This window comes from Mesorhizobium sp. M8A.F.Ca.ET.165.01.1.1, from assembly GCF_004792065.1.
GTDB lineage: Bacteria > Pseudomonadota > Alphaproteobacteria > Rhizobiales > Rhizobiaceae > Mesorhizobium.
Genome location: NZ_SRTH01000008.1, coordinates 201,355 through 222,662, shown reverse-complemented (window position 1 = coordinate 222,662; position 21,308 = coordinate 201,355). Strand labels below are relative to the sequence as shown.

21 protein-coding genes and 1 riboswitch are annotated in these 21,308 nt (G+C 63.2%); of the genes, 7 read left to right on the top strand and 14 right to left on the bottom strand.

The features are described 5' to 3' along the window. Positions 1 to 51: 51 nt before the first annotated feature. The gene (araD1, locus tag EN808_RS22040; RefSeq protein ID WP_127275617.1) at positions 52 to 1,044 is read left to right on the top strand and encodes an AraD1 family protein; all 993 of its coding nucleotides are present in this window, start codon (positions 52 to 54) and stop codon (positions 1,042 to 1,044) included. Between the two features lie 51 nt (positions 1,045 to 1,095). Here the strand turns inward: araD1 and EN808_RS22035 are convergent, their stop codons facing one another. Beyond that, positions 1,096 to 2,190 (bottom strand): 2'-deoxycytidine 5'-triphosphate deaminase, encoded by a 1,095-nt coding sequence (locus tag EN808_RS22035; protein ID WP_135916881.1) that lies wholly within the window; start codon positions 2,188 to 2,190, stop codon positions 1,096 to 1,098. 140 nt (positions 2,191 to 2,330) lie between these two features. After that, positions 2,331 to 2,408: riboswitch (SAM riboswitch) on the top strand. 56 nt (positions 2,409 to 2,464) lie between these two features. Between EN808_RS22035 and EN808_RS22030 the strand changes: the two genes are divergently transcribed. Beyond that, positions 2,465 to 3,655 carry an O-succinylhomoserine sulfhydrylase gene (locus EN808_RS22030; protein WP_127275615.1) on the top strand — a complete coding sequence of 397 codons (1,191 nt, stop codon included), beginning with the start codon at positions 2,465 to 2,467 and terminating at the stop codon, positions 3,653 to 3,655. A gap of 27 nt (positions 3,656 to 3,682) precedes the next feature. Here the strand turns inward: EN808_RS22030 and EN808_RS22025 are convergent, their stop codons facing one another. After that, on the bottom strand, positions 3,683 to 4,834 hold the full coding sequence (locus tag EN808_RS22025; RefSeq protein ID WP_135916880.1) for a ceramide glucosyltransferase: 1,152 nt from the start codon (positions 4,832 to 4,834) through the stop codon (positions 3,683 to 3,685). 220 nt (positions 4,835 to 5,054) lie between these two features. On the opposite strand from EN808_RS22025, the gene apaG reads away from it, so the two are divergent. Next, entirely contained in the window at positions 5,055 to 5,447 is a 393-nt protein-coding gene (apaG, locus tag EN808_RS22020; protein WP_027146773.1) for a Co2+/Mg2+ efflux protein ApaG, read from the top strand. Between the two features lie 229 nt (positions 5,448 to 5,676). Here apaG and EN808_RS22015 read toward each other — a convergent pair whose 3' ends face one another. The 3 genes from EN808_RS22015 to EN808_RS22005 form a co-directional block, all read right to left on the bottom strand. Next, positions 5,677 to 6,708: an Hsp33 family molecular chaperone gene (locus EN808_RS22015; protein ID WP_127275613.1), complete on the bottom strand. Its 1,032-nt coding sequence runs from the start codon at positions 6,706 to 6,708 to the stop codon at positions 5,677 to 5,679. Positions 6,709 to 6,854: 146 nt separating this feature from the next. Next, positions 6,855 to 7,766 (bottom strand): ornithine carbamoyltransferase, encoded by a 912-nt coding sequence (gene argF, locus EN808_RS22010; RefSeq protein WP_127275612.1) that lies wholly within the window; start codon positions 7,764 to 7,766, stop codon positions 6,855 to 6,857. Positions 7,767 to 7,782: 16 nt separating this feature from the next. Further along, positions 7,783 to 8,982, bottom strand: a complete 1,200-nt coding sequence (locus EN808_RS22005) for an aspartate aminotransferase family protein (RefSeq protein WP_135862052.1) — start codon at positions 8,980 to 8,982, stop codon at positions 7,783 to 7,785. 356 nt (positions 8,983 to 9,338) lie between these two features. Between EN808_RS22005 and EN808_RS22000 the strand changes: the two genes are divergently transcribed. Beyond that, the gene (locus tag EN808_RS22000) at positions 9,339 to 9,857 is read left to right on the top strand and encodes a GcrA family cell cycle regulator (protein ID WP_127275610.1); all 519 of its coding nucleotides are present in this window, start codon (positions 9,339 to 9,341) and stop codon (positions 9,855 to 9,857) included. A gap of 67 nt (positions 9,858 to 9,924) precedes the next feature. On the opposite strand, the gene EN808_RS21995 is transcribed toward EN808_RS22000, so the two are convergent. From EN808_RS21995 to EN808_RS21985, 3 genes are all read right to left on the bottom strand, one after another. After that, positions 9,925 to 10,932, bottom strand: coding sequence for a magnesium and cobalt transport protein CorA (locus EN808_RS21995; protein ID WP_135916879.1), 1,008 nt, complete (start codon positions 10,930 to 10,932; stop codon positions 9,925 to 9,927). Between the two features lie 88 nt (positions 10,933 to 11,020). After that, positions 11,021 to 11,746: a phosphate signaling complex protein PhoU gene (phoU, locus tag EN808_RS21990; RefSeq protein WP_127275608.1), complete on the bottom strand. Its 726-nt coding sequence runs from the start codon at positions 11,744 to 11,746 to the stop codon at positions 11,021 to 11,023. A gap of 116 nt (positions 11,747 to 11,862) precedes the next feature. Then, entirely contained in the window at positions 11,863 to 13,128 is a 1,266-nt protein-coding gene (locus tag EN808_RS21985; RefSeq protein WP_135916878.1) for an ATP-binding protein, read from the bottom strand. Positions 13,129 to 13,283: 155 nt separating this feature from the next. Here EN808_RS21985 and ppk2 point away from each other — a divergent pair, with 155 nt between their 5' ends. Then, a complete protein-coding gene (ppk2, locus tag EN808_RS21980; protein WP_127870773.1) occupies positions 13,284 to 14,192 on the top strand; it encodes a polyphosphate kinase 2 in 909 nt (302 codons plus the stop codon). A gap of 72 nt (positions 14,193 to 14,264) precedes the next feature. Here ppk2 and EN808_RS21975 read toward each other — a convergent pair whose 3' ends face one another. The 3 genes from EN808_RS21975 to EN808_RS21965 all read right to left on the bottom strand — a co-directional run bounded on the left by EN808_RS21975 (position 14,265) and on the right by EN808_RS21965 (position 16,479). Beyond that, positions 14,265 to 15,014, bottom strand: a complete 750-nt coding sequence (locus EN808_RS21975; protein ID WP_127870772.1) for an enoyl-CoA hydratase-related protein — start codon at positions 15,012 to 15,014, stop codon at positions 14,265 to 14,267. After that, positions 15,011 to 15,649 (bottom strand): acyl-homoserine-lactone synthase, encoded by a 639-nt coding sequence (locus EN808_RS21970; protein ID WP_127870771.1) that lies wholly within the window; start codon positions 15,647 to 15,649, stop codon positions 15,011 to 15,013. Before EN808_RS21970 ends, EN808_RS21975 begins: the two co-directional genes overlap by 4 nt. 98 nt (positions 15,650 to 15,747) lie before the next feature. Then, on the bottom strand, positions 15,748 to 16,479 hold the full coding sequence (locus EN808_RS21965; RefSeq protein WP_127279873.1) for a LuxR family transcriptional regulator: 732 nt from the start codon (positions 16,477 to 16,479) through the stop codon (positions 15,748 to 15,750). A gap of 259 nt (positions 16,480 to 16,738) precedes the next feature. Here EN808_RS21965 and EN808_RS21960 point away from each other — a divergent pair, with 259 nt between their 5' ends. Continuing rightward, a complete protein-coding gene (locus EN808_RS21960; protein WP_127279874.1) occupies positions 16,739 to 17,587 on the top strand; it encodes a transporter substrate-binding domain-containing protein in 849 nt (282 codons plus the stop codon). A 19-nt stretch (positions 17,588 to 17,606) separates the two neighbouring features. Here EN808_RS21960 and EN808_RS21955 read toward each other — a convergent pair whose 3' ends face one another. Further along, complete coding sequence (locus EN808_RS21955) at positions 17,607 to 18,020, bottom strand: tellurite resistance TerB family protein (protein WP_127279875.1); 414 nt, start codon at positions 18,018 to 18,020, stop codon at positions 17,607 to 17,609. Between the two features lie 158 nt (positions 18,021 to 18,178). Here EN808_RS21955 and EN808_RS21950 point away from each other — a divergent pair, with 158 nt between their 5' ends. Beyond that, positions 18,179 to 19,825 (top strand): lysine--tRNA ligase, encoded by a 1,647-nt coding sequence (locus EN808_RS21950; RefSeq protein WP_135916877.1) that lies wholly within the window; start codon positions 18,179 to 18,181, stop codon positions 19,823 to 19,825. Here the strand turns inward: EN808_RS21950 and EN808_RS21945 are convergent. Together EN808_RS21945 and EN808_RS21940 are read right to left on the bottom strand one after the other, a co-directional pair. Further along, positions 19,791 to 20,642: a thermonuclease family protein gene (locus tag EN808_RS21945; RefSeq protein WP_348630938.1), complete on the bottom strand. Its 852-nt coding sequence runs from the start codon at positions 20,640 to 20,642 to the stop codon at positions 19,791 to 19,793. The genes EN808_RS21950 and EN808_RS21945 overlap by 35 nt on opposite strands. Before the next feature lie 9 nt (positions 20,643 to 20,651). Further along, the gene (locus tag EN808_RS21940) at positions 20,652 to 21,287 is read right to left on the bottom strand and encodes a helix-turn-helix transcriptional regulator (RefSeq protein WP_127280688.1); all 636 of its coding nucleotides are present in this window, start codon (positions 21,285 to 21,287) and stop codon (positions 20,652 to 20,654) included. Positions 21,288 to 21,308 lie beyond the last annotated feature (21 nt).

The following is a 21,308-nucleotide window of genomic DNA, read 5'->3' as shown; positions in this document are numbered from 1 at the left end:
CAGGATTTTGCCGATGGCAGCCGGACACGGAAAAATGAGAGAGGACTGATCATGCTGATCTCGCAGATTCTCGACGACGCCGAGACGATCCGTGTCGTTGCCCGCAGCGGCGGGAAGACCCGGATCATCAACGGCGCGCGCAGCGTCTATTCGCTGGCGATGGAGGCCGCCCGCACCGGTGTCGGCCTGGCCGCTCTGATCGAACGCAAGGGACTTGGCGAGACGGTCGATCTCGACGCCGCCTACAAGAGAGGACGGCTCCTGTCGCCGATCAATCACCCCGACCCGGCGCATCTGCACCTGACCGGCACGGGACTGACGCATCTCGGGTCGGCCGCGACGCGCGATTCCATGCACAAGAAGCTCAGCACCGACGGCGAGGAGCAGCTCACCGATTCGATGAAGATGTTCCGCATGGGGCTGGAAGGCGGCAAACCCGCCAAAGGCCAGGTCGGCGTACAGCCGGAATGGTTCTACAAGGGCAACGGCACCATGGCGGTCGCGCCTGGCGCGGCGCTGATGTCGCCGGCCTTTGCCAAGGATGCCGGCGAAGAACCCGAGGTCGCCGGGATCTATGTCATCGGCGACGATGGCGCGCCGTTCCGCGTCGGCTTCACGCTGTCGAACGAATTCTCGGACCATGTGACCGAGCGCGTGAACTATCTCTTCCTCGCCCACTCCAAGCTGCGCAATGCCTCGTTCGGGCCGGAAATCCTGATCGGAGACCTGCCTTCGGACATCCGCGGCACGTCGCGCATCCTGCGAGACGGCAAGACATTGTGGGAGAAGCCGTTCCTGTCGGGCGAAACGAACATGTCGCACACCATCGCCAATCTCGAACACCACCACTTCAAATATTCGGCCTTCCGCCAGCCGGGCGACGTGCATGTGCATATGTTCGGCACCGCGACGCTATCCTTCGCCGACGGCATCAACACGGAAGCAGGCGACGTGTTCGAGATCGAGGCAGGGGATTTCGGCCTGCCGCTGCGCAACCCGCTGGAAATCGAAAAGCCGGTGAAGGTGGCGGTGAAGGCGCTGTAAAAGCCACGGGGGCGTCATCCCCCTCTCGTGGGGAGATCGGCAGCTTCGACCTTAGCGCACCGCGCGGAAATGCTTTGAGAGCTTGAGGCCTTGCGCCTGGTAGTTCGAGCCCAGTTCGGTGCCGTAAAGCGCCCGCGGCCGCTTCAGCATGTGCTCGTAGACCAGCCGGCCGACGATCTGGCCATGGTCGAGGATGAACGGGACTTCGTGGCTGCGCACTTCGAGCACCGCCCGGCTGCCGGTGCCGCCGGACGCCGAATGGCCGAACCCCGGATCGAAAAAGCCGGCATAGTGGACACGGAACTCGCCGACCAGCGGATCGAAGGGTGTCATCTCGGCGGCGTAGAGCGGCGGCACATGCACCGCCTCCTGGCTGACGAGGATGTAGAACTCGTCGGGATCGAGCACCAGTTCGCCGGCGCCGCTCTTGTGGATCGGCTCCCAGAAATCGACGACGTCCTGTGCGGCACGCTTGTCGACATCGACGAGGCCGGTGTGGTGCTTGCCGCGATAGCCGACCAGCCCATCCTTGTCGCCATTGAGATCGATCGACAGCGCGATGCCGCCGCCGGAAATGTTCGGCGGATCGGTGGCGACCAGCATTTCGGCGTTGTGCAATTCATGCAGTTCGGCTTCCGATAGCAGTGCGTTGCCTGTACGGAAGCGGATCTGCGACAGGCGCGAACCGGTGCGCACGACGACCGGAAAAGTGCGCGGACTGACCTCGAGATAGAGCGGGCCGTGATAGCCGGCGGCGATCTTGTCGAACTCGTGGCCGCGATCGGTCATGACGCGGGTGAAGATGTCGAGCCGCCCGGTCGAGCTCTTCGGATTGGCCGAAGCCGAAATGCCAGCCGGCAGGGCCAGACTTTCGAGCAGCGGCACGATATAGACGCAGCCGGTTTCGAGAACCGCGCCTTCGGTCAGATTAATCTCGTGGAGTTGCAGCCGGTCGAGCTTTTCCGAGACCTTGTGATTGGGACCGGGCAGGAACGAGGCGCGCACCCGCCAGGCCCTTTCGCCCAATCTGAGATCAAGGCTCGCCGGCTGGATCTGGTCGGCATCGAGCGCGCGCGGCGACTTCAGCGCCCCGGACTGGAACAGCGCCGAAATGTCCTGATCAGGAAGAATGCCTGTCTGCCGCAAAGTCTGGCTCCGCCCAAGACTGGTCTCTTTTGGTGCAGGTTCTTGCCGCAAAACCACTGGGCACTTTTGCGGAACCTGCCTTGGTACAAACCTCTTAATGAAGCCGGCAATTGACGCAAGCGTGGCGCGGGTCTAAAGGGTCGTTATCCCGTGGTGATTTGGCCGGTCGGCTTGCAGCCACGTTAAACAAGTCGCTAAAGGACCGTCGGGCCGCAAGGCCGTATGGACCGGTTGCGACTTTCGCGGCCGGTTTTTTTGTGTCTGGAACAAAGCGATGAGCACCAAGAAGCGCAACTGGAAACCTCAGACGGCACTCGTGCATGGCGGCACCCTGCGTTCCCAATTCGGCGAAACCGCCGAGGCGATGTACCTGACCCAGGGCTATGTCTATAAAACCGCCCAGGCGGCGGAAGCCCGCTTCAAGGGCGAAGAGCCTGGCTTCATCTATTCGCGTTACGCCAACCCGACCGTCGACATGTTCGAAAAGCGCATGTGCGCTCTCGAAGGCGCCGAGGACGCGCGCGCCACGGCGTCGGGCATGGCGGCGGTGACCGCGGCCCTTCTGTGCAGCGTCAAGGCCGGCGATCATATCATTGCGGCGCGCGCGCTGTTCGGCTCCTGTCGCTGGGTGGTCGAGACGCTGGCGCCGCGCTATGGCATCGAGGCGACCTTGGTCGACGGCACCGATATCGCCAATTGGGAAAAGGCGGTCAGGCCGAACACCAAGCTGTTCTTCCTGGAAAGCCCGACCAATCCGACGCTGGAAGTCGTCGACATATCAGCCGTCGCCTCGCTTGCCAATTCGATCGGCGCGCGGCTTGTCGTCGACAATGTCTTCGCCACGCCGCTGCAGCAGAAGCCGTTGCAGCTTGGTGCGCACATCGTCGTCTACTCGGCCACCAAGCATATTGACGGCCAGGGCCGTTGCCTCGGCGGCGTCATCCTGTCGGACAAGAAGTGGATCGACGAAAACCTGCACGACTATTTCCGCCACACCGGCCCCAGCCTGTCGCCGTTCAATGCCTGGACCTTGCTGAAGGGGCTCGAGACGCTGCCGCTGCGCGTGCGCCAGCAGACGGAAAGCGCCGGCAGGATCGCCGACTTCCTGGCCGAGCAGCCGCAGATCGCCCGCGTCATCTATCCCGGCCGCGCCGACCATCCGCAGGCCGCCATCGTCAAGAAGCAGATGTCGGGCGGCTCGACGCTGATCTGCCTCGACGTCAAGGGCGGCAAGCCGGCGGCCTTCGCGCTGCAGAACGCCCTCGACATCGTGCTGATCTCGAACAATCTCGGCGATGCCAAGAGCCTGATCACCCATCCGGCGACGACGACGCACAAGAACCTGAGCGACGAGGCCCGCGCCGAACTCGGCATCGGGCCAGGGACGCTCAGGCTGTCGGTCGGCCTGGAGGACGCCGACGACCTGCTGGAAGACATCGCGCAGGCGCTGAAGGCCGCCAAATAGGCTGTTTGGGAGCGTCGGTCGCGGCGATCAGGCGCGCGACGGCGTCTCCTCCAGTTCGGCCGCCTTGGTGCGGATGGTCATTGCGTTGCCGCGCCAGTCGACGGCGCCGCCGAGCCAGCCGCGCGCCCAGAGGGTTGGGAGCATCACGTCCCGCGCAATCATGGCCGCGACCATGCGCGGCGACAGGTACCAGCCCTTGGACAAGGCCAGTGCGCACTCCGGAAGGTAGAAGGCCGCCAACACGGCAATCGCGGTTGCCCAAAGGCTGACGCCGGCGCTCGCCGCAGCAACCAGGGCAAGCGCGAGAGGCACCGCCGCGCCGGTCAGGATTTCGGGCGCGAAGAACAGCGGGAAGGTGACGCGGCGCAGGCGCGCCCAGCGGGCCTGGCGCGACCAGATCTCGCCAAGCGTGCGCTGGCCGAGCGGCTGCTCGAAGGGCGCGGCAACGAGATTGACGCACAAGCCGAGGCCGTTCACCAGCTTGGTGGCGGCAGCGTCCTCGGCGATCTCGGCGGCCAGCGCCCGAATGCCGCCATTGGCATCCAGCATCGGCTTGTTCCACAGCATGCTCTTGCCCTGGGCAAAGCCGAGGCCGAGCGCCTCGCCGGCATACTGCCAGCGGGCCTGCAATGTGTTGAGGAAGGCGCATTCGACATCGGCCCAGAAACCCTCGGGCCGCGAGCCGATCGGCGTCGAGCAGACAAGGCCGGTGTCGGGCCGCCATGCCGCCATCATGTGCTCGACATAGTCCCTCGGCATCAAGACGTTGGAATCGGCAAGGATGACCCAGTTGTGGCGTGCCGCTTCCCAACCCTTGACGCAATTGTTGAGCTTTGGATTGGCGCTGACGCGGTCGTCACCGATCAGCAGCCGGGCCGGTACCTTGGGAAACCGGGCAATCGCCCTGTTTATCAGTTTGACCACCGGATCGTCGGTATGGGCGACGCAGAAGATCAGTTCGTAGCGTGGCCAGTCGAGGGCGAAGGCGCGTTCCAGCGTCTCATGCGTGAACGGCTCGACGCCCCGCGACGGGACGACGATCGAGACCGGTTGCGGCTTGCCGGCTGGCGGGGCGATCGTGTTGCGCCGTTTCAGCTGTGAAGCGGCGAGCGAAATGCTGGCGGCGTTTGAAAGGATGAGTGCGGTCGAAAGCGAGGCGGCTATGAAGGTGAGTTCCATCGAGATCTGGTCACTCCGGAAAGGCGGCCGGCATCGTGGCCGTTTTCAACAGTTCGACAGAGCGCCGAGTCGCCCGGTTCGTGCACACCACCATTGTCGTGTGTCACTTAAATGACATTCTTTGCCGGCACCTGCGGTTCAAGGTCAGCCGCGACAAGACGCGCACGTTGACCTGCTCACCGGGAGCGCTGAAAGTCATCGGGTTGTTTTGGAGCCGCTCATGTACCGCGCCGTGACGCGCAACATCGAAGTGCAGGTCAGGCCGTTCTATCTCGAGGACCGTTCGGATCCCTCGGAGAACCGCTATGTCTGGGGCTATCAGATAACGATCGACAACCAGTCGGACGAGTTCGTGCAGTTGTTGTCGCGCTATTGGCACATCACCGATGGCGCCGGCCGGGTCGAGGAAGTGCGCGGGCCGGGCGTTGTCGGCGACCAGCCGGAACTCAATCCCGGCGACAGCTATCAATACACGTCCGGCTGCCCGCTCTCGACACCGTCCGGGATCATGGTCGGACGCTACACGATGCGCAACAAGCGCGGCGAGACCTTCGACATCGCCATCCCCGCCTTCTCGCTCGATCTGCCGGGGACAAGGCGCACGGTGAATTAGCGTCTTTTCTCCCGTCACTATACGGGGGAGTTGAGGAATGGTCCGCGAAGCGGACGAATTGCTTGGCTTTTCGAGTGACGACCGTCCGGCAGGACAATGAGGGCAGCGCCGAGCTTGCGAGAATTTTCTTCAGATAGAGCCAAGGAGCTCCTGTACTAACGCTGGCGCTGCCCCTCATCCGCCTGCCGGCACCTTCTCCCCGTATAGTGACGGGGAGAAGGGACTAGCTTTACTGAGCCGCAAACTCGGCCGGATCGAAGTCGTACTGGGTCGAGCAGAACTCGCAGGCGACGTGGATGCCGCCATCCTCGGTGCTGTCCTTGATCTCCTGCGCGGAGAAGCCTTCGAGGATATCGCGGATCTTGTCCCTGGAGCACGAGCACTGGTCGGTGACGGGGACGCCGCCGAAGACGCGCACGCCATGCTCGTGGAACAAGCGATAGAGCAGCCGCTCGGCGCCGATGGTCGGGTCGATCAGCTCGGTCGGCTCGATGGTGCCCAGCAAGGCGAGGAGTTCCTGCCAGGAATTATCGGCCGGATCGTGGACTTCCTCGCGCGGATCGCCATCGCCACCCGGCAGGTCCGGGACGCGCATGCGCTCGGGCGATTGCGGCAGGAACTGCGCCAGTATGCCGCCGGCGCGCCACTGCTCGCGCGCACCGCCGATACCGGGCGTCAGCAGCTTGGCGACCGAGAGCCTGATATCCGTCGGGATCTGTTCCGACTGGCGGAAATAGGTACGCGCCGCGTCTTCCAGCGTTTCGCCGTCGAGCTGGACGATGCCCTGATAGCGCTGCGTATGGGCGCCCTGATCGATGGTCAGCGCCAGCACGCCGCTGCCAAGCAGCGTTTGCTGCGAGGTCTCGCCGGCCGCGACCAGCGCTTCGAGCCGATCCGCGTCGAAACGCGCATAGGCGCGCAGCGCCGAGGGCGTGGAAAAGTCCGCGACCAGCATGTCGACAGGCCCGTCGGTACGGGTCTGCAGGATGAACTTGCCTTCGAACTTGAGCGAGGTGCCGAGCAGCACCGTCAGCACACAGGCTTCCGCCAGCAGGCGGGCGACCGGCTCGGGATAGTCGTGGCGGCCAAGGATGGCGTCGAGCATCGGCCCGAGCTGCACCGTGCGGCCACGCACGTCGAGCGGACCGACTTCGAAGGGAACGACGTGATCGTCGCCGGCGTAGCCGAACTCGCCGAGTTTGGGGTGATGTTCAGTCACTTGATGGCTTTCCAACATGACAAAGCTCCAGGGCGCGGCCATGCGGCCCTGGTGGGCACATGCGTCCAAACGCGCTTGATTTGCGTGATGCGGCGCAGATAGGCATCGCGCCCCCGCAGATCAAGCGCCTGGGCATTTCAGGCGCCAAGACATATCAAGCAACAAGACACATCAAGCAACAAGACACATCAAGCACCGAGACACCAGGCAAGCACGGCCTTCTGGGCGTGCAGCCGGTTTTCGGCCTCGTCGAAGACCACCGAATGCGGTCCGTCGATGACCTCGTCGGTCACCTCCTCACCGCGATGGGCCGGCAGGCAATGCATGAACAGGGCGTCGGGCTTTGCCTTGGCCATCAGCGCGGCGTTGACCTGATAGGGCGAGAAGACATTGTGGCCGCGGGCACGGTGTTCCTGGCCCATCGACACCCAGCAGTCGGTGACGATGCAGTCGGCCTGGTCGACGGCTTCCTCGGGCGAGCGGGTGAAATGCAGCTTGCCGCCATGCGCCTTGGACCAGTCGACATGCTTCTGCGCCGGTTCGCTGCCTTCGGGTACGGCGACGTTGAGATTGAAGCGGAACCGTGCCGAGGCCTCGAGCAGCGAGTGTAGCACGTTGTTGCCGTCGCCGGTCCAGGCAATGGTCTTGCCGGCCACCGGACCGCGATGCTCCTCGAAAGTCATGATGTCGGCCATCAGCTGGCAGGGGTGGGTGTCGTCGGTCAGCCCGTTGATCACCGGAACGGTGGCATTCTCGGTCAACTCCAGCAGCCGCTCGTGCGAGGTGGTGCGGATCATGATGGCGTCGACATAGCGCGACAGCACCTTGGCGGTGTCGGCGATGGTCTCGGAGCGGCCGAGCTGCATCTCGGTGCCGGTCAACATGATGGTCTCGCCGCCAAGCTGGCGCATGCCGACGTCGAAAGAAACGCGCGTGCGCGTCGACGGTTTGTCGAAGATCATGGCCAGCACCTTGCCTTCGAGCGGCTTGGTCCGCTCGCCGGCCCTGAGACGCGCCTTTCGCGTCACCGCATCATCCAGCATGAAGCGCAAATCGCCTTCGGAAACGGTGGAAAGATCGGTGAAATGGCGAACTGACATCAGGAATGGTTCCGGATTACTTCGCGGCGGCGGAGGCAATGGCCTCCGACAGGCCCTTGGCGCCGGCGCGGATGCGGCCGAGCGCTTCGTGAATCTCGGCATCGGTGACGGTCAGCGGCGGCAGCAGGCGAATGACGTTGTCGCCGGCCGGAACCGCCAGCAAATGCTGGTCGCGCAGCGCCATGTTCACCTTGCCGTTGGGCATCGCGCATTTGAGGCCGAGCATCAGCCCGGTGCCCCTGATATCCTCGATCACCTCGGGGAATTCGTCGGCTACCGACGCAAGCCCCTGCTTCATCAGCAGCGCCTTGCGCTGGACATCCTCGAGAAATCCATCTTCCAGCACGACGTCGAGGACGGCGTTGCCGACCGCCATTGCCAGCGGATTGCCGCCGAACGTGGTGCCGTGCACGCCGGCGGTCATGCCGACGGCCGCTTCATCGGTGGCAAGGCAGGCGCCCATCGGGAAGCCGCCGCCAATGCCCTTGGCGATTGCCATGATGTCGGGCGTCACACCCGACCACTCATGCGCGAACAGCTTGCCGGTACGGCCAATGCCGCACTGAACCTCATCGTAGATCAACAACAGGCCGTGCTGCTCGCAGAGCTGCCGCAGACGCTTCAACGACTGTGTCGGTACCGGGCGGATGCCGCCCTCGCCCTGCACCGGCTCGATCAGGATCGCGGCGGTCTCGGGCGTGATCGCTTTTTCAGCGGCGTCGATGTCGTCGAAGCCGACCTGATCGAAGCCTTCGACCTTGGGTCCGAAGCCCTCGAGATATTTGTACTGGCCGCCGGCCGCGATGGTCGCCAGCGTGCGGCCATGGAAGGCGCCTTCGAAGGTGATGATGCGGAAGCGCTCGGGATGTCCCTTGACGAAGTGGTAGCGCCGCGCCGTCTTGATCGCGCATTCCAGCGCCTCGGCGCCGGAATTGGTGAAGAACACCTTGTCGGCGAAGGTGGCATCAGCCAATCGTTCGCCAAGCCGGCTCTGCCCCGGGATCTCATAGAGATTGGAGACGTGCCAGAGCTTCGCCGCCTGTTCGGTAAGGGCCGCGACCAGATGAGGATGGCCGTGGCCAAGCGAATTGACAGCTATGCCGCCGGCGAAATCGAGATATCGCTCGCCCTTGTCGGTAACCAGCCAGGTGCCTTCCCCATGATCGAAGGCCAGGGGTGCGCGAGCAAAGGTCTCGTAAAGCGCCGAACCGCTCATTATATGCGTCTCCGGTACCGGAAAATCAAAAAAGCCGCCAAAGCGGCGGCCTTCTGTGGCTTATCGTGTTTTTCGGTCATGAAGTCAACGAAAACGTCGCGTAGTGGCGCGCGGCAAGCCCCCTGACGCGACGCCGGCTCATGAGCGACCGGGCAAGTTGGGGAAAACCGAAAAAACCGATTCGTGTTGCACTTGGGACTCTTGTCACCGAGTCAGCGCATAGAGTAGTTGTAGTCGAGAAATAACTAGATTTCGTGCGGCGGACCTAATCACCAGATATATGTGGTGTCTGCCCCAGCAGTGGTGCTGGGTCGGGAAAGGATTCTGATTGCCGCACGCTTATGAGGAGCGCGGTCATGAACTGGACTGACGAGCGGGTAGAACTCTTGAGAAAACTGTGGTCGGAGGGTCTGAGCGCAAGCCAGATTGCCGCTCAGCTTGGAGGGGTCAGCCGCAACGCGGTCATCGGTAAGGTGCACCGGCTGAAACTGTCGGGCCGCGGCCGTGCGACGGCGACGCCGGCACGCCAGAAGAAGGCATCGCAAGGATCGACCGTCCAGAAGTCGGTGGCACGCGCCGCGACCACGGCACGTCATGTCACGACTTCGATCGGCGCGACGGCCCTTCAGACGCAATTCGACGCCGAACCTGTAGCAAGACACTACATTCGCCCGGTCGAGAACGTCGTGGTACCGATCTCACGGCATCTGCAGCTCGTCGAACTGACCGAGCGCACCTGCAAATGGCCGAACGGTGATCCGCTTTCGGAGGACTTCAATTTCTGCGGCAACGAAGCCGCCGAGACCGGTCCCTACTGCAAGTACCATGCCCGCGTGGCGTTCCAGCCAGCGGCGGAGCGGCGCAGGAACCGATAGGGAATAGCCACTGATTGAGCTTCCGCGAGGGGGCAATGCAGTCTTTCCCCTATTCGCTATTCGCCCTTCACAGCCAGCCGTTCGTCCTGAACCGCCAATACAGGAAGCAGCAGATCAGCGCGATGGTGGCCAGCACCATCGGGTAGCCATATTCCATCTTCAGCTCGGGCATGTCGGTAAAGTTCATGCCGTAGATACCGGCGAATGCGGTTGGCACCGCCAGGATGGCCGCCCACGAGGCGAGTTTCTTGGAGATCGCCGTTTCCTGGCTCTGGCCGACCAGGAGACTGGCCTCGAAGGCGAAGGCCAGCACCTCGCGCAGACTGTCGATTTTCTCCTGGACGGTGCGGATGTGATCCGTCACGTCGCGGAACAGCGGGTGCATGGCCGAATGGATCTGCGGCAGCTCGGCGCTGGTCAGCCGGCGGCAGACTTCCACCAGGGGCAATGCCGCATTGCGCAGGCGCAAGAGGTCGCGGCGCAGCATGTAAAGCCGTTCGATATCGGGGCCGGTCATCGGCTTCAGCAGGACCTTGTCCTCGATCGCCTCGACCTCGTCCTCGATCTGCTCGAGCACGGGCATGTAGTTGTCGACGATGAAGTCGAGAATGGCGTAAAGGACGAAATCCTCGCCCTTGGCCAGCGAGTGCGGGCAGCTTTCCCAGTGCTGGCGCACGGCGGCATAGGATGTCGACGGGCCGTGCCTGACACTGACGATGTAGCCTGAGCCGACAAACAGATGAGTCTCGCCGAAGGTGACGCGCCCGTCGATCAGCTGCGCCGTGCGGGCGACGATGAACAGCGCATCGCCATATTGCTCGATCTTTGGCCGCTGGTGCGGATGCTCGGCATCCTCGATCGCCAGCTCATGCAGATGAAACTGTGCCTGGACGCGCAGCAGAAGTTCACGGTCGGGTTCAAGCAGCCCGATCCAGACGACGTGTCCCGATTTCTTGGCCCAATCGCCGGCTTCCTCGATTGGAATATCGGCGATGCGGCGCCCGGCGGTATAGACACCGCAGGCAATGATGCCCGATGTCGGCGGCGAGGGCTTGAACTCCCGGACATATTCCATCGCGGCCTCCGAAAGCGTTGCCTTGGGAACCAAGCTTATCTCGGGGTAGTTTAGCGCAATATGATCAAGCGTTCGAGAGGACGTGCGTTCACTTCACCGGCAGCGCCGCGGGGAGGCCGATCTTGTCCGTCTTGTCGCTTTTCGGCCGATCGGGCGGCATCTGGTCGCCGGTGACGATGTAGTAGATGGTCTCGGCGATGTTGGTGGCGTGATCGCCGATACGCTCGATGTTCTTGGCGCAGAACAGCAGATGCGTACAGGGCGTGATGTTGCGCGGATCTTCCATCATGTAGGTCAGCAATTCGCGAAACAGCGACGTGTACATGGCATCGATCTGGTCGTCTCGGTCGCGCACGAAGCCGATCTTGTCGACCGAACGCGACGCATAGACGTCGAGAACTTCCTTCAGCTGGGTCAGCGCCAGGTTGGCCAGAGCCTCCAGGCCGCGGAAAAGGCTGGTCGGCTGACGGCCGTCGATGACGGCGACCACCCGCTTGGCGACGTTCTTACCGAGGTCGCCGACCCGCTCGAGGTCGGCCGAAATGCGGATGGCGCCGACGATCTCGCGCAGGTCCGTCGCCATCGGCTGGCGCTTGGCGATGATGATGATCGCCTTGTCGTCGATCTCACGCTGCCCCTCATCCAGCACGAGGTCATCGCGAATGACCTTCTGGGCCAATCCCGGATCGGCATTGACCAAGGCGGCGACCGCCTGCTCGACCATGCGCTCGGCATGGCCGCCCATGGCGGCGATGCGCTTGGAGAGATATTTCAGTTCCTCGTCAAAGGCGCTCATTGTGTGAACGGACTGCATGGACGAAATGCCTTCCCACGGGGTGTCTTGATTTTGAGTCGTTTCCTCGAATCCCCGCTGATACGCTAACCGGATGACAGAAAAAAGAAACGGTCCCGTGGAAAACTAGGGCGGTATCAGTGCGCCGGCAAATGGACTGAGAACGCGGCGCCCTTGCCGACCTCGGACCGGATCGTCAGCCTTGCGTTGTGACGCGTCAGAATGTGCTTGACGATCGACAGGCCAAGTCCCGTGCCTTTCTGGGTCCGGCTGGTCTCGACATCGATACGATAGAAGCGTTCGGTGATGCGCGGGATATGTTCCTCGGGGATGCCGGGGCCGAAATCCCGGATCGTCACGTCGATGCCTGGTTCGGAACCGTCATCGCCGCGCGCGATCGACACCACGACGCGGCCGCCCGACTGGCCGTATTTGCAGGCGTTTTCCAAAAGGTTCTCGAAGACCTGGAACAACTCGTCGCGATCGCCCGGCACATCGAGCGGCCCCTTGGCGAAATCGCGCTCGATGGCGACATTGTTTTCCCGGGCGAGCGGTCCGAGCGAATCGATGACGCTGTCGACGGTCTGGCGCAGATCGACTTCGGTTCCCGGTCTCAGATAGGGCTTCATCTCCAGCCGCGACAGCGACAGCAGGTCATCGATCAGGCGCGCCATGCGGCCGGTCTGGTTCTGCATGATCTGGAGGAACTGCTCGCGCGCCGCCGGATCGTTGCGGGCCGGTCCGCGCAGCGTTTCGATGAAGCCCGCGATCGAGGCCAGCGGGGTGCGCAACTCGTGACTGGCGTTGGCGATGAAGTCGGCGCGCATGCGGTCTATGCGTCGCGCCTCGCTCTGGTCCTTGAAGACCAGCACATAGAGGTCGGTGCCATGCCCGACCGATGACGCGCTGACCCGGTAGGCCCGTTCGACAGGCAGTTTCTCGGTGTAATCGACAACATCCGAGGCGACGGTTCCCGACAGCACACTGTCCAGCAGCGCCTGCATTTCCGGCGCCCGGAATTTCAGCGGCAGCGATATGCCGGGCGCGATGCCGCCAAAGGCGGCAAAGGCGGCGGCGTTGGCGTGGACGATGGTGGCGGCCTGGTCGAAGATGATGAGCGGATCGGCGACCGCGGCCGCGAGATATTCCCCCGACAGGCGCTGCAAGCCCATCGCCTCGATTGCCCCGGCGCTCTCGGCGGAATGGCGCACACCGGCCGCCGGCAATATTGCCGCCGCCAGCAACAGCAGCAGAGCCGGTACCAGCACGTAGGCGGAAATACCCGCGAAGCCATAGGCGATCAGAACCGCCACGACCCCGGCCGCAAGCAGCCAGCGGCTGTTCCACAGCCGGGCGGCCATGGCTTGCCCCGTGCCTTTCTGTTCCGCGCCCAGGTCAGTCATTCGCGCGCCCAACCTCCACCGGTCACACGGCGACGGAAACTTCCGCTGGACCGCAAATCAAAAGTGCTACAGCGTCGTTTGCGCGTCCAAATGGACATGCGGCCTGTAGTGGCTCCCAATAGCATGAGTCCAGACACTTAAAAGGGTTCGCCTGCATGAAAAACGCCAAGGAAAATTCCGTCACGCCAACTTCTGGTCCGCTGAACATCAAGATCGGCGGCAAGAAACGGGAGTTCGATATCGAGAATCCCGAGCTTCCGGACTGGGTCGAGGAGAACAAGCTGACCGCGGGCGGGTATCCCTACGACAAGAAGATGAAAAGCGAAGAGTATGACGAGACGCTCGAGAAATTGCAGATCGAGCTGGTCAAGGCGCAAGCCTGGCTGCAGGCGACCGGCAAGCGGGTGATGGCGCTGTTCGAGGGGCGTGACGCTGCCGGCAAGGGCGGTACGATCTTCGTGGTGCGCCAGTACCTCAACCCGCGCACGGCGCGCAACGTCGCGCTGACCAAACCAACCCCGACGGAGCTGGGGCAATGGTACTACCAGCGCTATGCCGACCATTTCCCGACATCGGGCGAATTCGTCACTTTCGACCGCTCCTGGTACAACCGCGCCGGCGTCGAGCCAGTGATGGGTTTTTGCACCCCCGAACAGCATGAGAAGTTTCTCGACGAGACGCCGCATTTCGAACGAATGATCGTCAATGACGGCATCCATTTCTTCAAATTCTGGCTGAACATCGGCCAGGAGACGCAGCTCGAGCGCTTTCACGATCGCCGCTACAGCCCCCTGAAGAGCTGGAAGTTCTCGCCGATAGACATTGCCGGCATCACCAAGTGGGACGATTACACCAAGGCGCGCGACAGCATGTTCGAGCACACCCACAAGGAGTTCGCGCCATGGATCATCGTGCGGGCCAACGACAAGCGCCGCGCGCGGCTGGCGGTGATGCGTCGCATCCTCCTGTCGCTGCCCTACGAGGGGCGCGATCTCGATGTCGTCGGCAAGGAAGACAAGAAGATCATCGGCGAAGGGCCGTCATTCCTGGGCAAGCAGGACTGACGCTTTGGCGCCGCGCGGCCAAAGCCAGCGCGGCGCAGTTGATGGATGTCCTCTTTCCTCAGCCGAGCGGCTCTAGGCCGCCAGGCGCGCGATCCGCTGCAACCGTCGCAGCGTGGCGTCGTCCTGCAGCGCCTGCTGGAACAGCGATATCTCCTCATCGATGCGCTCGCAAAGTGCCGTGGTGTTGCCCTTGAGCAAGCCGCGCGTCTGCAGCAACGCCGCAACCGGCTTTTTGGCCAATTGTCTTGCCCGGCCGAGCGTCGCCTCCTCGACGCTGCCTTCCGGGACGATCTCTGCGACGAGGCCGAGCGCCCTGGCGTCTTCGGCACGGAGCGTGTCGCCGAGGCAGAAGAAGCGGAAAGCTCCGGCATAGCCGAGCTTCTGCGGCGCCAGGATGCTGGTCGCCGCGTCCGGCACCAGGCCGAAATCGACGAACGGCACCCGGAACGTGCTTTTTTCCGACGCGATCACCATGTCGCAATGGAACAGGATGGTGCAACCGACGCCGACGGCGTCGCCGTCGACACAGGCCAGGATGGGCTTCGGAAACGTCGCCAGCATGCGGAACATGTCGGTGACGGCGGCGATCAGCTTCTGATGCTTGGTGGCATCCAGGAATTCGGAAAAGTCGCCGCCAAGGCAGAAACAGCCCGCCAGGCCGCGCAGCACGACGACCCGCACCTCGTCGTTCTCGGCGGCTTCGTGGAACGTCGTGGCAAGGCTCTCATAGGCCCTTCTATCGAGCACCGGCCGGCCGTCATTCGACGATACGGTGACGATCAGAGCGTGGTTGCGCAGTTCAGGCTGCGGGTGCGCGTTCATGATGCCCTCCTTTGGCCGAACATGTCGGGATATCCCCTGGCCAGAACGGGCGCATGATGATTGCGGCGCGACCGCACCACGTCCAGCGTGTGCTCGTTGAAGGTGAGCAGCGTCGCCACGACCTGCTGGGTGCCATAGGTGCGCTGATAGCCGAGCGGCGTCGCCAGGAAGTGCAGTTGCAACGCGCGCAGCACCCACATCGGCTCGAACTCGATGATCACCTTGTCGACGCCGCGCTTCAGACCCCACTCGACGAAACCGGCTATCAACTCCGTGCCGACGGTCGAGACGCCGCGCCGGCCATCGCGAAAACCCGGAGCCACCGCATAGCGGGTCAACTCCCAGATGTTGGGACCCGCCGGCGGCGTTCCCTCGGAGAGATCGGTCAACACCTCGGTCAGCAGATGCGGCCGCGTGGTCGGCAACATCCTCTGATAGCCCGCGACTTCATTGCCCCTGATGACGATCTGATGCACCGCCTCGTCATGATCGAACTGGTCGACCTCAAATCCGTCGGGGCGCCGTAGGTCCTCCCATCCCATTTCCTCGACGAATATCTGATAGCGCAGCCGATGGACGGCCTCCCAGAGATCGGGGCGTTCCATCAATTCCTTGGTCGAAAGACAAAAAAGCATTCCGTAGTCTCCTGTGTTTCAGGGGAAGATACGGCCGTGCTTCGATGCGAAAATTGCGTGATCACGTAGGCGAAAAGTGCTAGGCCGGCACGGCCGACCTAGCTAATGTAGCCGCGCCTTATCGCCTCGGCGACTGCCTGCACCCGGTTGACGGCACCGAGTTTGCTTTTGGCGTTAAGAAGATGTTTCTCCGACGTGTGCTCGGAGATGCCGAGGATTTGCGAAATCTCCCATTCGGACTTGCCGACGGCGGCCCATTGCAGGCACTCGCGTTCGCGCGGCGTCAATTCGATATGGTCGATTATCTTGCCGGCCATGGTGTGGAGTTGCATGGCGCGGCCGACCGCATAGGTCGAGACCAGCGAGACAAGGCCGAACTCGGCCGCCGACAGTTCCACGGCCTCGCCCCCCAGGGACACCATGACGATCTCACCGTCAAGCGTGATCAGAGGGAAGGCGAGCCCGTCACGCAGCTTGAAGGCACCGGCGTCGCCCATCACTTCGCCACTGTTCTTGTCGATGCGAAGGCCCTGGGCGGCTTCCCGCCACTGGAACGGCGCCTGCAACTGCTTCATGTGACTGACGACGGGATCGTGATCGACATAGTTGCGCGCCACATAGCGCTCCAGCCATTCGACCGGCCAATCGCAAAGCAGCACATGCTGCTTTTGCTGACCCGTCGGCGTGCCCGGCTTCGGAACGGTTCCGGCCATCAGCGCGGTCAGGCCGAACTCCGATGTTACGCCCAACAGTTTCTCGCAGACCGCGGCCGCCGTCGCGGCGTGCTGCAGTTGGTCTATGTATTCCAGCGTCCGATCGAACTGACTCATCGCAACATCAACCCCATGTTGCCTCATGCATTAAAGCCCATGGTCCGCGCCTTGCCGGCACTTTGCCACTGACCACGGATTGCAAAGCGCCCGCTTCCGGTTGTGGTTCTCGACCCTGGTACCCCCACCAGGGCAGCCACCGCTTGTTTGCAAACTCAGCGAATCATATCCTGAAATCGAAGCGTTGAAATCAAAAAGCATTGTGCCTGTACCATTTTCGTACCAAAACCGGCACGAGCACGGTGCGGGGAGTTCTATCGTGGCGTTCCAATGGCGGTTCCAGGTCCTGGCAGTGGCGCTCATTGCGGCACTGGCTTGGATTCCCGGGGCGCGCGCGGAGCCCCAGGTACCGGTGCTGTGGGACGCCAAGGAGCGGCTGCCCAAGCCGGACCTTTCGGCACTGCCGCGGCTGCGGTTCCTGACGACCACGGATTTTCCGCCCTTCAATTTCCTCGACGGCGCGGGAAAGCTGTCGGGTTTCCATATCGACCTGGCGCGCGCCATCTGCGCGGAGCTCGGCATCGTCGACAAGTGCCAGATCCAGGCGCTGCCCTGGGCGGAGCTTCAAGGCGCGATCGGGAAAGGCGAAGGCGAAGCGATCATCGCCGGCATTGCCGCAACGCCGCAGTCGCGCCAGACATACGCCTTCTCGCGCGCCTACCTGCAGTTCCCGGCGCGCTTCATCATGCCGAAGAACAAGGCGCTGGCGGAACCGATCTTCGATAAATTGCACGGCAAGCGCGTCGGGGTGATATCAGGCTCGGCGCATGAACGCATGCTGCGCGACTATTTCAGCACGGTCCAGGTGGTTCCCTTCGACAAGCCGGAAGCCCTCTATGGCGATCTGAAGGCCGGCAAGATCGATGCGGCCTTCGGTGATGGCATGCGCTTCGCCTTCTGGCTCGGCGGCTCCGACGCGGCCGGCTGCTGCCGCTTTGCCGGCGGCCCCTATCTGGCGCCCGAATATCTGGGCACCGGCATGGCGATCGCCACGCGAGCGGACAATCCGGCACTGGCCGCGGCCCTCGACTACGCGCTGCAGGAGATTTCGATGAAAGGCACCTTCGCCGAATTCTACCTGCGCTATTTCCCGGTCAGCTTTTTCTGATCCGGCGTAATGCTCGCCTTCAGGTGAGCGTGCGAAGCCGCGCCTTGGCCGCACGGCCGATGGCCGCCACGGTCAACGTGTCGAGATCGAGCTGGCGGCGGATCAACTGCAGCACCCGCACTTCCTCCATACGCATTTCGAGATCGATGGCAGCCACTTCGAAGGCCGCCGCATAGGCGGTGTCGCGCAATCGCTCCGGCAGCGCCTCGGCAACCTGGGTAAGGACACCCTCCAGGCCATCCTTTTCATGCAACAGCTTCTGACAAGCCTGAGCCACGGCAACCAGCCGGTCCTGCTTGAAATCCTCGAACACCGGCCACGAGCGGACGACCTCGCCGATCCTGGCCAGTTCGACATCGGTCATGTCACGGTCGGAGGCCGATGTGATGACCATCAGATAAATCAGCGCTTCGTGCGGGGTGGGCGACGGCATTCTTTACTCCTTGGACGGGCTTCGAAGGTAGGAAGGGGAGCCTGAGGCCGCAAGGAAAAAGCGCCCCACGCGTTGACGCTCCGGCCATGCGCGCCTAGAGACCGGTTGAAAATCGACACTTGCAGCCCGAGCGGCGAATAATTTTGGAAAACAGGACCATGGCGGGATCAAACATCATCGATCTCAATCCCGAACTGCTGGCGGCGGCGGCCGAGAGCAAGGCGTGGCCGTTCGAGGAAGCCAAAAAGATCATTGAACGCTACAAGGGCGCCGACTTTCCCGAAACGATCCTGTTCGAAACCGGCTATGGACCGTCGGGCCTGCCGCATATCGGCACGTTCGGTGAAGTGGCGCGCACCTCCATGGTGCGCCATGCGTTCCGCGTGCTGACGCAGGACAAGGTCGCGACCAAGCTGCTGTGTTTTTCGGACGACATGGACGGCATGCGCAAGATACCCGACAGCGTGCCGGATCGCGCGGCGCTCGAGCCGTATCTGCACAAGCCGCTGTCATCGGTGCCCAACCCCTTCGGCGGCGACTATGCGAGCTTCGCCGACCACAACAATGCGATGCTCTGCCGCTTCCTCGACACGTTCGGCTTCGACTACGAATTCGCCAGCGCGACGCAATATTACAAGTCAGGCCGCTTCGATGCGATGCTGTTGCGCGCCGCCGAACGCTACGACCAGATCATGGCGGTGATGTTGCCGACGCTCGGGCCGGAGCGGCAGGCGACATACAGCCCCTTCCTGCCGATTTCGCCGAAGAGCGGGCGCGTGCTTTACGTTCCCATGAAGCATGTCGACGCCAAGGCCGGCACCATCACCTTCGACGATGAAGGCACCGAAACCACGCTGCCGGTCACCGGCGGCAGAGTGAAGCTGCAGTGGAAGCCGGATTTCGGCATGCGCTGGGCGGCCCTCGGCGTCGATTTCGAGATGTTCGGCAAGGACCACCAGACCAATGCGGTGGTCTATGACCGCATCTGCAACATACTGGGCGGGCGGGCGCCGGAGCATTTCGTCTACGAGTTGTTCCTCGACGAGAACGGCCAGAAGATCTCCAAGTCGAAGGGCAACGGCCTGACCATCGACGAATGGCTAACCTATGCGCCGACCGAGAGCCTGGGGCTCTATATGTACCAGCGGCCCAGGCAGGCGAAGAAGCTCTATTTCGACGTCATCCCGCGGGCGGTCGACGAATACTACACTTTCCTCGCCGCCTATCCCCGCCAAGAGTGGAAGGAGCGGCTGGGCAACCCGGTCTGGCATATGCATGACGGCAATCCGCCCGCCATCGACATGCCGGTGCCGTTCTCGCTGCTGCTCAACCTGGTCAGCGCCTCCAATGCGCAAAACAAGGATGTGCTGTGGGGCTTCATCTCGCGCCATGTGCAGGGCGTGACCCCTGCCACCCATCCCGAACTCGACCGGCTGACGGGCTATGCGATCCGCTATTTCGACGATTTCGTGAAGCCGACGAAGACCTTTCGCCCGGCCGACGAGGTCGAACGCGAAGCGCTGGTGGCTCTCGAAAAGGCGCTTGCCGACTTGCCGGCGGACGCCGGCGGCGAGGCGATCCAGAACGCCTCGCTCAACGTGGCGCGCAAGATCGAACGCTACCAGGATCATTCCAAGCAGAGCCCAGAAGGCGGCCCCGGCGTTTCAGGCGCCTTCTTCCAGATGATCTATCAGGTGCTGATTGGCCAGGAACGCGGCCCACGCTTCGGATCCTTCGCCGCGCTCTACGGCGTCACCGAGACCCGCTCGCTCATTCAGAAGGCGTTGGCTGGTCAGCTGGCTTGAGGACGCCGCCATCCTCTTCCAGGATCGAACCCGGCGCCTGAGGCGCCGGGGCGGTGGCGGCCGGCGCGGCCGGGATGCCGGCTAGGTTCGGCGCCGGTCCGAAAATACCTTTCTTCGCACTTTGTGCCTTGTCACCGGCTTCCACATAGGGCCCGCCCTTGGCGGCGCGCGCCCAGCCGTTTTCGATCAGCCATTGACCGACATCCTGCTTGCCTATCCGGCACTCCGCGGCAATCAGGTCGCGACCACCTTCCGGCGGCACCAGGCAAACCACCGCGCGGCCGCGCAGCAAGGAACGGAATGCCGTGCGGGCACGGACGCCGCACGGCCAGGATTTGCCATCGGTGGTGCAGGTCTCGTCCTGCCCGACGACATCGATGCCGGAAATGGCGACCGAATAGCCTTTCGCCTCGATCAGGCCGGCGGCCGGGGCGACCGGCTGGAACAGCTTTGTGCCGTGCCAGTCGTCGGGCATCTTCGGCTTGGGCGGCACGGCGAGCGCCAGCTTGCTCAGCGGCGCGCGCGGCTCGACCCGCTCGGGCTCCCCGGCGGGCATTTCTGGCGGCGTGATGACATCCGGATCGATCGCCCGCGAATGCACCGCCGGCTTTGGCGGCTGCGGACCAGGTATAGCGGAGGTGGCAGGTTCTTCCGGCACCGTCCCGGCGTCAGCCTGCGGGAGCGTATCGGCGCCGGGATCGATCTGATCCAACGCAACAGTGCTTTCGCTACCCTTCAGCGTGCGTCCGCCGGCAACGACCAGCGCCGCCATCGCCGGAACCATCAGAACCGCCAGGACAAGATGAGGAAGTCGCACCCGTTGCACCTATTGGCTTGCCCAGACGATCCGCGCCACCCATTCGACCTCGCGCATTGGGATGTCGCGATCCGGATGCTCCGGATTGAGCGAGACCAGCGCGATCGACTTGACGGTCTGTCGCTCGAGCACCTTGGCCATCACCTCACCTGATGTCGTCTTGACGACGACGCGATCGCCCTTGCGCGTGGCGGCGCCCGGCTCGACGATGAGGACGTCGCCGTTGCGGTAGAGCGGCAGCATGGAATCGCCCTGCACCTGCAGCGCATAGGAACTTTCGGTCGATTGCGCCGGCAATTCGACGAGCTCCCAGCCCTGCCCCGCCGGAAAGCCGGCATCGTCGAAGAAGCCGCCGGCGCCTGCCTGGGCAAAGCCGAGCAACGGCACGGCGCGCCGGCTGGCGGGCGATGCGCCCCGGCCTTCGATCAGTCCCGTGAATTCGTCCAGCGAAGCGCCGGTCGCCTCGATGATCTTGGCCAGCGATTCGGTCGAAGGCCAGCGCGGCCGGCCGTCCGAAGACAGGCGTTTCGATTTGTTGAAGGCAGTTGAATCCAGTCCCGCGCGCCTTGCCAGACCCGACGCCGAAAGCGAATAGCGCTCGGCAAGAGCATCGATGGCAGCCCAGACGCGGTCGTGCGAGAGCATGACGTGCTCTCCTTCGAAACA